This window comes from Rathayibacter sp. AY1F8 (assembly GCF_002932165.1).
Lineage (GTDB): Bacteria > Actinomycetota > Actinomycetes > Actinomycetales > Microbacteriaceae > Rathayibacter.
Genome location: NZ_PSVB01000008.1, coordinates 1 through 11,954 on the forward strand (window position 1 = coordinate 1; position 11,954 = coordinate 11,954).

The following is an 11,954-nucleotide window of genomic DNA, read 5'->3' on the forward strand; positions in this document are numbered from 1 at the left end:
CGCGCACCCCACTCAGAACGAGGCGCTCGGCGAGGCGCACCTCGCTCTGGCCGGGGCGGGGGCCTCGGCGTCGCTCTCGGCGTCGACCGACGGGGTCGCCTCGTCGGTGGCCTCGGTCTCGGCGGCCTGGACCTCGGGGGCCTCCTCGGCGGGAGCCTCGGGCTCGGACGCCGACGCGGCTCCGGAGCCGTCGCCGATGCGCACCAGCTCGGCGCCGACCTCGACGGTCTCGTCCTCCTGGACGAGGATCTCCTCGATCACTCCCGCGACGGGCGACGGGATCTCGGTGTCGACCTTGTCGGTCGAGACCTCGAGCAGGGGCTCGTCCACCTCGACGCGGTCCCCGACGTTCTTCAGCCAGCGGGTGACCGTTCCTTCCGTGACACTCTCTCCGAGTGCCGGGAGGCTGACGGATTCGCTCATGAGCCTGTCTCCTTAAGACGCTTGTGTTTCGATGTCCAGCTTACTGATGCGGAAGCGGCGGATCGCCGCACCGCAGTGGTTCTACAGGGCGTGCAGCGGCTTCCCGGCCAGAGCGAGGTGCGCCTCGCCGAGCGCCTCGTTCTGAGTGGGGTGCGCGTGCACGAGGGGCGCGACGTCCTCGGGGTGCGCCTCCCAGTTCACGATGAGCTGAGCCTCGCCGATCAGCTCGCCGACGCGGGCTCCGACCATGTGCACGCCGACGACGGGGCCGTCGACCAGGCGCACGACCTTCACGGAGCCGGTGGTCCCGATGATCGTGCTCCGGGCGTTGCCGCCGAGGCCGTAGTCGTACACGGCGACGCGCTCGGCGCCGTACTCGGCGATCGCGCGGGCCTCGCCGAGGCCGACGGAGGCCACTTCGGGGTCGCTGTAGGTCACCTTCGGGACGTTGACGTCCGAGACGACCTGCGGGCCCAGACCGGCGATCTCCTCCGCGACGAAGATCCCCTGCTGGAAGCTCCGGTGCGCGAGCTGGAGCCCCGGCACGATGTCGCCCACGGCGTACACGCCGGGGACGGAGGTCTGCAGGCGCTCGTCGGTCAGCACGTAGCCGCGGTCGAGGCGGACCCCGGCCTCCTCGAGGCCGATGCCCGCGGTCACCGGGCCGCGGCCGACGGCGACCAGCAGGATCTCGCCCTCCACCGTGGCGCCGCTCTCGAGCGACACGGAGACGCCGCCCTCGCTCTGCGAGACCGACGCGACGCGGGATCCCAGCTGGAAGGCGATGCCCCGCTTGCGGAAGGCGCGCTCCAGCTGCTTGCTGACGCTCTCGTCCTCGTTGGGAACGAGGTGGGGGAGGGCCTCGACGATCGTGACCTCGGCGCCGAACGAGCGCCAGACGCTCGCGAACTCGACGCCGATCACTCCGCCGCCGAGGACGACGACGCTCGCGGGCACGTGGTCGAGCTCGAGAGCCTGGTCGCTCGTCAGGATCCGGCCGCCGATCTCGATGCCGGGGAGGGTGCGGGAGGCGGACCCGGTGGCGACGACGATCGACGCGCCGTGGAGCACGTGCTCGCCGACGGTCACCGTGCCGGGCGCGGTGAGACGGCCCTCGCCCGTGACGACCGTGATGCCGCGCGAGGACACGAGGCTCTGGAGCCCCTTGTACTTGCCGGCGACGACGCCCTCGCGGTAGCGCGTGACGCCCGCCATGTCGATCCCGGTGAAGCTCGAGAGCACGCCGTACTTCTCTCCCTCGCGGGCGCCGTCCGCCAGCTCGGCGGCGTGCAGCAGGGCCTTGGTGGGCACGCACCCGCGGTGCAGGCAGGTGCCGCCGAGCTTGTCGCGCTCCACGAGCGCGACGCTCATCCCGAGCTGCGTCGCCCGGAGGGCCGCCGCGTACCCGCCGCTGCCACCTCCGAGCACGACCAGGTCGTAGCGCTCTTCCGACACCCAGTGACTCCCTCGCGACGTGCGGTCCCGCTTCCCGGCCGACCGGCTCCGGCGCTGAGCGCCGAGCGGATCGGGAGGGGGGACGAGGCGGGATCTCCCGCCCCGTCGACCCTACTACGCGCTCGCGAAGCCCTCGGCCAGAGCGATCAGCGCGCGCACCGAGACCCCCGTGGCGCCGGCTCCGGTGAAGCCGTAGCCGCCGCCTCCGTTGCTCGAGGGGCCGGCGATGTCGAGGTGCGCCCACGGGATCGTGGTCGCGTCCTCGCCCTCGCCGCGCTTCCCGACGAACTCGCGGAGGAAGTGGCCGGCGAGGAGCATGCCGCCGGCGGTGTTGCCCGGCTTGACGTTCGCGATGTCGGCGACGTCCGAGTTGAGCAGCGGTCGCAGCTCCGCGGGGAGGGGCATCTGCCAGAAGGGCTCTCCCGCCGCGCGGGCGGCGTCGAGGACGCGGGAGACCAGCTCGTCGTCGCCCAGAGCGCCGACGGTCCGGTTGCCGAGGGCGACCACGGAGGCGCCGGTCAGCGTCGCGACGTCGATGATCGCATCGGGCTGCTCCTCGCTGGCGGCGACGAGGCCGTCGGCGAGCACCAGTCGGCCCTCGGCGTCGGTGTTCAGCACCTCCACCGTGGTCCCGCCGCGCACGGTCAGCACGTCGTCCGGGCGGATCGCGGTCCCGGAGGGGAGGTTCTCGGCGATGCAGAGCCAGGCGGTCGCGCGGAGCGGGAGGCCGAGCTCCGCGATGGCGCGCACGACGGCGTACACGGTCGCCGCGCCCGCCATGTCGGTCTTCATCCCGATCATCGAGGCCGGCGGCTTGAGCGAGAGTCCGCCGCTGTCGAAGGTGATGCCCTTGCCGACCAGGGCGAGGTGGGTGCTCGCGCCCTCGGGCGCGTAGGCGACCTTCACGAGGCGGGGCGGGCGGGAGGAGCCGCTGCCGACTCCGAGGATGCCGCCGAACCCCTCCTCCGCGAGGGCCTCCTCGTCCCAGACGGTGACCTCGAGGGGCAGTCCCTCTGCGCCGGTCTGCACGGCCTCGGCCAGCGTCTGCGGGTAGAGGTGCGACGGGGGAGTGTTGACGAGGTCCTTCACCGTGCCGACCGCGCGGCCGAGCACGAGCGCCCGGTCCAGGACGGCGGGGTCGGCCGACTCGCCGCCGCCCAGCAGGACGACGTGCTCGACGGGCGCCTTCGCCGCGGCGGCGGTGCTGCCGCGGAAGGCGGTGAAGGAGTAGGAGCCGAGCGCGGCACCCTCGGCGACCGCGGCGAGCGTGCCGTCGGAGCCGGCGGGGAGGGAGAGGGCCACGGAGGCGGACCCCGCGAGCAGGCGGACGGCGGCGCCCGCGGCGTTCCGCAGCGCGGTGTCGTCGGGCTCCGCCGAGCCGAGTCCGACGAGCACGATCACTCCGGCACGGACCGAGGACGGCACGCGCACGAGCGTCTCGGCCGCGCCGGTCGCGCCGAGCGCGCTCAGCGCGGGGGCCAGCTCCTCGAAGCCCTCCGCGCCGACGAGCCGGGGACCGTCGGGTCCCGGGGCGACGCCGAGGACGAGGGCGTCGGTGTCGATGTCGGAGGCGGGAACGGTCGAGTACTCGAGAGAGGAGAGGGGCATGGCGGCAATGCTAGGCGCTGTTCGCTGAGGGCTCAGCGGACCCGGCCGGGGCGCCGGGACCCCCGTTTAGACTGGACGCATGCTGGATCCAGAAGACCTGTTCGAGATCGAGGGCGACCTCTCCGAGATCCCGCGCGGGCTGCACCTCGTCGCGGGCCTGACCGGCTCGGCCGACGCCGGGGGAGCGGTGGGGCAGCTGGGGGAGTACCTCTTCGAGACCCTCGAGCACCGCGGGGTCGCGGTCTTCGACCAGGATCAGCTGCTCGACTACCGGGCCCGCCGCCCCATCATCACGTTCGACCAGGACCACCTGACGGACTACCGTCCTGCGATGCTCCGGCTCTCGCTCGCGCACGACGAGCTGCACCAGCCGTTCCTCCTGCTCACCGGCTTCGAGCCCGACTTCCAGTGGGAGCGGTTCACCCGCGCGGTGGTCTCCCTCCTCGAGCGGCTCGACGTCGCCTCGACCACGTGGGTCCAGGCGATCCCGATGCCCGTGCCGCACACCCGGCCCGTCGGCGTCACCGTGAGCGGCAACCGCGAGGACCTGATCGAGGCGATGTCGGTCTGGAAGCCGCACACGCAGGTGCCCTCGAACGTCCTCCACCTGCTCGAGCTGCGCCTCTACGAGCGCGGTCTGACCGTGGTCGGCTTCGCGCTGCTCATCCCCCACTACCTGTCGGACACCGAGTACCCGCAGGCGGCGGTCGCGGCGCTCGAGAGCATCTCGGCGTCGACCGGCCTCATCTTCCCGACGGACCGCCTGCGCGAGAGCGGGCGGGAGTTCCTCGGCAAGGTCGACGAGCAGGTCGGCGGCAACGACGAGCTGCAGAAGCTGGTCTCGGCCCTCGAGGCGCGGCACGACACCTACATGGAGGGGACGAGCCTCCGCTCGCCGCTCACCGACGAGGACGGCTTCGTGCCCAGCGCCGACGCGATCGCCGCCGAGCTCGAGAAGTTCCTCGCGATCCGCCGCCCGGGCGAGGAGCCCACCGCCTCCTGAGCGGCCGTAGGATCGGACGAGTGCGTGATCGTCGAGCCTGGTTCGTCTTCGGTGCCGGAGCGTTCGCCTACCTCGTCGCGGTCCTGGACCGCACGACGCTGGGCGTCGCAGGAGTGGACGCCGCGGAGCGGTTCGGGGTGGCCGCCGCCGTCCTCTCGTCGCTCGCCGTCGTCCAGCTGATCGTCTACGCCGGGATGCAGATCCCGGTCGGGATCCTCATCGACCGGTTCGGCCCGCGGACCCTGATCCTCTCGGGCACGGCCCTGATGATGGCGGGCCAGGTCGTGGTCGCGATCGCGCCGGGCATCGGCGTCGCGATCGTCGGGCGGATCCTGCTGGGAGCCGGGGACGCCGCGATCTTCACCTCCGTGATCCGCCTCACGGTGACCTGGTTCAGCGGACCGATCGTGCCGCAGCTCTCGCAGTGGATCGGCAACATCGGCCAGGTGGGCCAGATCCTCTCCGCACTCCCGTTCGCGGCGATCCTCCACACGTTCGGCTGGGAGCCCGCGTTCCTCAGCGCCGCCGGCCTCGGGGCCGTGTCCTTCCTCGGCGTGCTCCTCCTGGTCGCCGACGTCCCGCCGCGCACCGAGCCGATCACGGTGGTGCCTCCGACGCTCCGGGCGACGATCGCGCAGCTCGGAGTGAGCCTGCGCCGGCCGGGGACGCAGCTCGGCTTCTGGTCGCACTTCGTCACGCAGTCCTCCGGCACGGTGTTCACGCTGCTCTGGGGCTACCCCTTCCTCGTCTACGCGATCGGCCTGCCGCCGACCGTCGCCGCGCCGACCCTCACGATCGTCGTGATCGCGGGGATCGTCGTCGGGCCGGTGCTCGGCGTCCTGACCGCTCGCCACCCCATGCGCCGCAGCAACCTCGTGCTCGGGATCGTCTCGGCGATGGCGGTCGCCTGGACCGTCGTGCTGCTCTGGCCCGGCGTCCCGCCGTACTGGCTCGTGGTGCTGCTCCTGATCGTCGTCGGAGCGGGCGGCCCCGGCTCCATGATCGGGTTCGACTTCGCCCGCACGTTCAACCCCTCGCGGAGCCTCGGCGCGGCGAACGGAGTCGTCAACGTGGGCGGGTTCCTGGCCAGCTTCACGATGATGTTCGCGATCGGCCTGATCCTCGACGCACTGGCCGGTCCCGGTGCCTCCTCCGAGCAGACCTACTCGCTCGAGCACTTCCGCCTGGCGTGGTGCGTGCAGTACGTGGTGGTCGGCGCCGGAGTCGTCGGACTCGTCGTCGCGCGCCGCCGGACCCGCCGCCGCCTGGCCGAGGACGAGGGAATAACCGTGGCCCCTCTCTGGGTTGCACTGAGTGACCGGATGCGCCGCGGCCGCGCGGGGCGCTGACGGTCGTCCGTCGATCCGCCCTTCTGCAGACGCGATGTCCCAGCGGAACGGCCCGGATCCCGCCGGATCGAGCCCCACTCGCACCGCACCGCACGGCTGCACTACTCAGACGTGCAATAATTGTCAATAGGACCCGTTCGGGTCGAGGAGCACCAGGCCCACGTCGGGCGTGCGACGTCCTCGACTTGACATGGGTCCTCGTAATGCCCACCGACGGACGACGCCTTCCCGCGCCGCCCGCCCCCGGGACGCAACGGATGGAGAGGTGCCGCCATGGCCACCAGAGCTACCAAGACCGCAACGCTCGACGCCGTCGACGACGACGTGACGACGACCACCAAGAAGCCCGCGACGCGCAAGCCCGCGGCGAAGACCACGGCGGCCAAGACCACCGCGGCCAAGACGACCCGCTCGCGCGCCACGACCAAGGCCGCCGCTCCCGCCGACACCGAGGAGGAGCCGACCGACGCCGTCGAGCCCGACGAGGCGGCGGAGGAGGAGGAGACCGAGGTCGTCGCCGAAGACACCGAGACCGACGCGAAGGACGACGCGGAGACGCCGGAGGCCCCGGCCGCCGCTGCCGTCGCCGCTCCGGCCGAGCCGCTCCCGAGCGGTGCGCTCGTCCTGTCGTTCGGCGGAGAGGACGACGAGGTCCCGGTCTACTCGACCGCGATCACCGGCGCCACCGCCGACCCGGTCAAGGACTACCTGAAGCAGATCGGCAAGGTCGCGCTCCTGAACGCGGCCGAGGAGGTCGAGCTCGCGATGCGCATCGAGGCCGGCCTGTTCGCCGAGGACAAGCTCGCCAACTCGACCGACCTCAGCCCGGAGCTCGTCCGCGAGCTGCGCTGGGTCGCGAAGGACGGCCAGCGCGCGAAGAGCCACCTGCTCGGAGCGAACCTCCGGCTCGTCGTCAGCCTCGCGAAGCGCTACACCGGTCGCGGGATGCAGTTCCTCGACCTCATCCAGGAGGGCAACCTGGGCCTCATCCGTGCGGTCGAGAAGTTCGACTACACCAAGGGCTTCAAGTTCTCGACCTACGCCACGTGGTGGATCCGCCAGGCGATCACCCGCGCGATGGCCGACCAGGCCCGCACCATCCGCATCCCGGTGCACATGGTCGAGGTCATCAACAAGCTGGCCCGCGTGCAGCGCCAGATGCTCCAGGACCTGGGCCGCGAGCCCACGCCCGAGGAGCTCTCGCGCGAGCTCGACATGACCCCCGAGAAGGTCATCGAGGTGCAGAAGTACGGGCGCGAGCCGATCTCGCTGCACACGCCCCTGGGCGAGGACGGCGACAGCGAGTTCGGCGACCTCATCGAGGACACCGAGGCGGTCGTCCCGGCCGACGCCGTGGGCTTCACCATGCTGCAGAAGCAGCTGGAGTCGCTGCTCGACTCGCTCTCGGAGCGCGAGGCCGGCGTGATCCGCATGCGCTTCGGCCTCGGCGACGGCATGCCGAAGACGCTCGACCAGATCGGCGACACCTTCGGCGTGACGCGCGAGCGCATCCGTCAGATCGAGTCCAAGACGATGGCCAAGCTCCGCCACCCGTCCCGCTCGCAGTCGCTCCGCGACTACCTCGAGTAGGCCGGTGATCCGCTACGCTCCGGCGGTCCTCCTCGGGAGGGCCGCCCGGTTCGCCGCGCGGGTCCGGAAGCCCGGCGGGGGATCCGCCGTGCCCGGACTCGTGGTGAACCGCGTCGCGCCCGGATTCCTGCCCGCGGTGCTCGACGGATTCCAGGACGGCCTCGTGGTCGTCACGGGATCGGCGGGCAAGTCGACCACGACCAAGATGCTGGTCGCGGTGCTCCGCGCGCACGGGCTCCGGGTCTTCACCAACCCCTCGACGGCCAACATCGCCCAGGGGCTGACTTCCGCGCTCCTGGAGCGGGCCGACCTCCGCGGACGGATCGACGCCGACATCGCCGTCCTCGAGATGGACGAGGGTCACGGCGCGCGCCTCGCGCCCCGGATGCGCCCCCGCGTCGTCCTGCTGACGAACGTGGTGGTCGACCAGATCGACCGCTTCTTCGATCCGGCCATGGTCGCCCGGATGCTCGGCACCATCGCCTCCCGCGCGACCGGTCCCGTCGTGCTGAACGCCGACGACCGCCACGTCGCCGATGTCGCGACATCCCTCCCCGACGAGCGGATCCGCTGGTACGGCGTCTCCTCCTCCGTCCGCGACTCCGCGTCCGGCGGTCTCGGCTACGCCGCGGAGGCGGAGGCCGGGACCGACCGTGCCACCACCGTCGTCGAGAGCACGACGGGAGCGGTCGCGCGCATCGTCAGCGACGGCGACCCGCTCGAGGTCCGGCTCCCCGCGCGGGGCGTCCACTACGCGGTCGACGCCGCGGCGGCCGTCTCCACGGCCCGCGCCGTGCTCGCCGAGCGCTTCGACCCGGTCCTCGCCGCCTCCGCGCTCTCGAGCATCGACCCCGTCTTCGGGCGGGGCGAGATCGTCACCGTGCGCGGCCACGAGGTCGAGTTCGTCCTGGTTCAGAACCCGGCGAGCTACCGCCTGAACATCGCGGAGATCCCCGAGGGGACCGAGCAGATCATGCTCGCGATCGGCTCCGACGTCCGAGACCCCTCCTACTTCTGGCCCGTGGACACCTCCGTGCTCGGGCACGTCCGGGTCGTCTCGGGGTCGAAGGCGCACGAGGCGGCGCTGCACCTGCGCTACGACGGCGTGCGCGTCGACTCCGTCGACGAGGACCTGGGTCGCGCGCTCGACGCGTTCCTCGCTCTGCCGACCCCCGCCTCCGGCCGGAAGACCATCGTCTTCTCGGCCGATTCGATGCGCCGCACCCGTGCGCACCTGCAGCTCATCACCAACCGCGAGGAGACCGCGTGACCACCCTCCGCATCGCCGTGCTCGCTCCCGACGTCCTGGACAGCAACGGCGACGCGGCGAACGCCCGGGTCCTCGCGGCTCGGGCGCGCTGGTCGGGCGTCGAGGCGGAGGTGGTGCCGCTGGCGACCGCCTCCGACGCCGAGGTCCGTCCGGACGTCCTGGTCGCCGGGACGGGAGCGGACGAGGACCTCCCGGGCGTCCTGGCACTCCTCCACGAGATCGCGCCGACGCTGCGGGTCTGGGTCGACCAGGGCACTCAGGTGGTCGCGGTCGGAGCCGGCTGGGAGATGCTGGCCGGTTCGATCAGCACGGCCGCGGGCGGCGCCCGGGGGATCGGACTGTTCCCCGGAGACTCGGTCACGGGCGAGCGCGCGACCGACGACCTCCTCGTCGAGACGCCGGGCGGCGTCCTCGTCGGATTCGAGAACCACGAGCGCCGGATGACCGGGATCGCGCCCGAGGACGCGCTCGGCCGAGTGCTGCACGGCACCGGCGACGGCGCCGGCCACGAGGGCTACGCGGAGGGAGGCCTTCTGGGCACGCACCTGCACGGCCCCGTCCTCGCGAAGAACCCGTCGCTCGCGGACGCGATCCTGCGGCGCGCCCTCGGCGACGCCTACTCCCCGTCGGACGAGCGTCTCCGCCTGGTCGATGAAACGGCACGAGCCGCTCGCGAAGTGATCGCGAAGCGGCTCGGTGTCGGTCGGTAGGGCGCTGACGCGCCGTCCGGGCTGATCGGGGACGCGCTAGGGACGCTGCTCCTCGAAGAGTCGGGCGGACTCGTCGTGCCAGCTCTGGGCGATGCTGGAGAGCTTCTCCTGGTACTTCTTCCCGTGGTGCGCGCAGAACAGCAGTTCTCCGTTGTTCACGACCACTCGGATGTACGCCTGGGCACCGCAGCTGTCGCAGCGGTCGGCGGCGGAGAGCTGGTGGGCACCGGCGAGCTCGTCCACGCCGTTCTGGGTTGCTGTGGTCGACATGACTTGGCCTCCTGCACTCGTTCTTCGATCTCTGCTTAGTAGAACCCATCCAAGCACGCGATTGTTTCCGCACGGAGTCGATCGGTCGGCATTTCGCTCTGCGCGTAGGGGCGCCGCGCCGAGCGGCCATCGTGCTGTCGCCGGGTGCCGCGCCACCGCGGCCGGAGCGGTTCCCGAAAGTAGACTGGGCGGATGGCCTCCACCGACTACAACGCCCGCCACCTCTCCGTCCTCGAGGGTCTCGAGGCGGTCCGGAAGCGGCCCGGCATGTACATCGGATCGACCGACTCGCGCGGCCTCATGCACTGCCTCTGGGAGGTCATCGACAACTCCGTCGACGAGGCGCTGGCCGGGCACGGGACCGAGATCAGCGTGCTCCTGCACGCCGACGGCAGCGTCGAGGTGCGCGACCGCGCGCGCGGGATCCCGGTCGACATCGAGCCGAAGACGGGGCTCTCCGGAGTCGAGGTCGTGTTCACGAAGCTGCACGCGGGCGGCAAGTTCGGCTCCGGGTCCTACGCGGCGTCCGGCGGTCTGCACGGCGTCGGCGCCTCCGTGGTCAACGCGCTCTCGGAGCGCCTCGACGTCGAGGTCGACCGCAACGGCCGCACCTACCGGATGTCGTTCCACCGGGGGGAGCCCGGGCGCTTCGCCGACGCGGGCGAGCCCACCCCCGACGCTCCGTTCACGCCGTTCGAGAACGGGTCGGAGCTGACGGTCGTCGGGAAGGTCGCCAAGGGCGTCACCGGAACGCGCGTGCGCTACTGGGCCGACCGCCAGATCTTCACGAAGGGCGCCTCGTTCCAGACGGACGACCTGGTGACGCGTGCCCGGCAGACCGCGTTCCTCGTCCCCGGCCTGACGATCGACATCGTCGACGACAGGGCGGACGAGCGCCGCGCCGAGATGTTCCGCTATGACGGCGGCATCTCGGAGTTCGTCGAGTTCCTCGCCCCCGACGCTCCCGTGACCGAGGTGCTGCGCCTCACCGGCTCCGGCACCTTCACCGAGACCGTGCCGGTGCTGACCCCCGGCGGCGCCATGGTGCCCACCGAGGTGGAGCGCACCTGCGAGGTCGACATCGCCCTGCGCTGGGGCACCGGCTACGAGACGGTGATGCGCAGCTTCGTGAACATCATCTCGACGCCCAAGGGCGGGACGCACCAGACCGGCTTCGAGCAGGGCCTGCTGAAGCTGCTCCGCTCTCAGGTGGAGGCGAACGCCCGCCGCCTCAAGGTCGGCTCGGACAAGCTCGAGAAGGACGACGTCCTCGCCGGGCTCAGCGCCGTGCTGACCGTGCGGCTCCCTGAGCCGCAGTTCGAAGGCCAGACGAAGGAGGTGCTGGGCACGCCCGCCGTCCGCGCGATCGTCGCCTCCACCATCGCCTCGACGCTGGGCGTGGTGTTCTCCTCGACGCGCCGCGAGGACAAGGCGCAGACCTCCCAGCTCCTCGAGAAGGTCGTCGCCGAGATGAAGTCGCGGATCTCGGCCCGCGCGCACAAGGAGACGCAGCGCCGCAAGAACGCGTTGGAGTCCTCCTCCCTTCCGGCGAAGCTGGTCGACTGCCGCAGCAGCGACGTCGAGAACAGCGAGCTCTTCATCGTCGAGGGCGACTCCGCCCTCGGCACCGCCAAGCTCGCCCGCAACAGCGAGTACCAGGCCCTGCTGCCGATCCGAGGGAAGATCCTCAACACGCAGAAGGCGAGCATCGCCGACATGCTCTCGAACGCCGAGTGCGCCTCGATGATCCAGGTGATCGGAGCCGGCTCCGGCCGCTCCTTCGACCTCTCGGCCGCCCGCTACGGGAAGATCATCCTGATGAGCGACGCCGACGTCGACGGCGCCCACATCCGAACCCTGCTGCTCACGCTCTTCTTCCGCTACATGCGGCCGCTCGTCGAGGCGGGGCGCGTCTTCGCCGCCGTGCCTCCGCTGCATCGGCTCGTGGTGATGAACGCGGGGAAGAAGCCGAACGAGACGATCTACACCTACTCCGAGAAGGAGCTGCAGAGCGTGCTCGCGGCCCTCGGCAAGGCGGGCCGCCGTTACCAGGACCCGATCCAGCGCTACAAGGGGCTCGGCGAGATGGACGCGGACCAGCTGGCCACGACGACCATGGACCGCTCCCGCCGCACCCTCCGCCGGGTGCGGGTCGCCGACGCGGAGAACGCCGGCCGGGTGTTCGAGCTGCTGATGGGCAACGACGTGGCACCCCGCAAGGAGTTCATCGTCCGCGGGTCCGAGTCGCTGTCGCGGGACCGCATCGACGTCTGAGC

General features: G+C 71.7%; 9 protein-coding genes and 1 pseudogene. 6 read left to right on the plus strand and 4 right to left on the minus strand.

All coding sequences use genetic code 11. The features are described 5' to 3' along the window. Positions 1–51: 51 nt before the first annotated feature. The 3 genes and pseudogenes from C5C35_RS07930 to C5C35_RS07940 all read right to left on the minus strand — a co-directional run. Positions 52–423: pseudogene (locus C5C35_RS07930) on the minus strand (biotin/lipoyl-containing protein); the annotation flags it as partial. 81 nt (positions 424–504) lie between these two features. Then, positions 505–1,878 (minus strand): dihydrolipoyl dehydrogenase, encoded by a 1,374-nt coding sequence (gene lpdA / locus C5C35_RS07935; RefSeq protein WP_104222126.1) that lies wholly within the window; start codon positions 1,876–1,878, stop codon positions 505–507. Between the two features lie 114 nt (positions 1,879–1,992). Continuing rightward, the gene (locus C5C35_RS07940) at positions 1,993–3,486 is read right to left on the minus strand and encodes a leucyl aminopeptidase (protein WP_104248027.1); all 1,494 of its coding nucleotides are present in this window, start codon (positions 3,484–3,486) and stop codon (positions 1,993–1,995) included. Between the two features lie 79 nt (positions 3,487–3,565). Here C5C35_RS07940 and C5C35_RS07945 point away from each other — a divergent pair, with 79 nt between their 5' ends. From C5C35_RS07945 to C5C35_RS07965, 5 genes are all read left to right on the plus strand, one after another. Next, a complete protein-coding gene (locus C5C35_RS07945) occupies positions 3,566–4,489 on the plus strand; it encodes a proteasome assembly chaperone family protein (RefSeq protein WP_104225227.1) in 924 nt (307 codons plus the stop codon). Positions 4,490–4,509: 20 nt separating this feature from the next. Continuing rightward, a complete protein-coding gene (locus C5C35_RS07950; RefSeq protein WP_104222120.1) occupies positions 4,510–5,838 on the plus strand; it encodes a nitrate/nitrite transporter in 1,329 nt (442 codons plus the stop codon). A 273-nt stretch (positions 5,839–6,111) separates the two neighbouring features. Then, a complete protein-coding gene (locus tag C5C35_RS07955) occupies positions 6,112–7,428 on the plus strand; it encodes an RNA polymerase sigma factor (protein ID WP_104232561.1) in 1,317 nt (438 codons plus the stop codon). A 4-nt stretch (positions 7,429–7,432) separates the two neighbouring features. Beyond that, on the plus strand, positions 7,433–8,698 hold the full coding sequence (locus C5C35_RS07960; protein WP_104262904.1) for a Mur ligase family protein: 1,266 nt from the start codon (positions 7,433–7,435) through the stop codon (positions 8,696–8,698). After that, positions 8,695–9,408: a type 1 glutamine amidotransferase gene (locus C5C35_RS07965; protein ID WP_146084578.1), complete on the plus strand. Its 714-nt coding sequence runs from the start codon at positions 8,695–8,697 to the stop codon at positions 9,406–9,408. Before C5C35_RS07960 ends, C5C35_RS07965 begins: the two co-directional genes overlap by 4 nt. 36 nt (positions 9,409–9,444) lie before the next feature. Here C5C35_RS07965 and C5C35_RS07970 read toward each other — a convergent pair whose 3' ends face one another. Next, on the minus strand, positions 9,445–9,678 hold the full coding sequence (locus tag C5C35_RS07970) for a hypothetical protein (RefSeq protein WP_068212876.1): 234 nt from the start codon (positions 9,676–9,678) through the stop codon (positions 9,445–9,447). A 192-nt stretch (positions 9,679–9,870) separates the two neighbouring features. Here C5C35_RS07970 and C5C35_RS07975 point away from each other — a divergent pair, with 192 nt between their 5' ends. Next, complete coding sequence (locus tag C5C35_RS07975; RefSeq protein ID WP_104222112.1) at positions 9,871–11,952, plus strand: type IIA DNA topoisomerase subunit B; 2,082 nt, start codon at positions 9,871–9,873, stop codon at positions 11,950–11,952. Positions 11,953–11,954 lie beyond the last annotated feature (2 nt).

What these genes read in the sequence shown, in the direction of transcription:
- C5C35_RS07940 (WP_104248027.1), bottom strand. Translation starts at nt 3,486, where the DNA reads ATGCCCCTCTCCTCTCTCGAGTACTCGACCGTTCCCGCCTCCGACATC.
- C5C35_RS07975 (WP_104222112.1), top strand. Translation starts at nt 9,871, where the DNA reads ATGGCCTCCACCGACTACAACGCCCGCCACCTCTCCGTCCTCGAGGGT.
- C5C35_RS07955 (WP_104232561.1), top strand. Translation starts at nt 6,112, where the DNA reads ATGGCCACCAGAGCTACCAAGACCGCAACGCTCGACGCCGTCGACGAC.
- C5C35_RS07945 (WP_104225227.1), top strand. Translation starts at nt 3,566, where the DNA reads ATGCTGGATCCAGAAGACCTGTTCGAGATCGAGGGCGACCTCTCCGAG.
- C5C35_RS07970 (WP_068212876.1), bottom strand. Translation starts at nt 9,678, where the DNA reads ATGTCGACCACAGCAACCCAGAACGGCGTGGACGAGCTCGCCGGTGCC.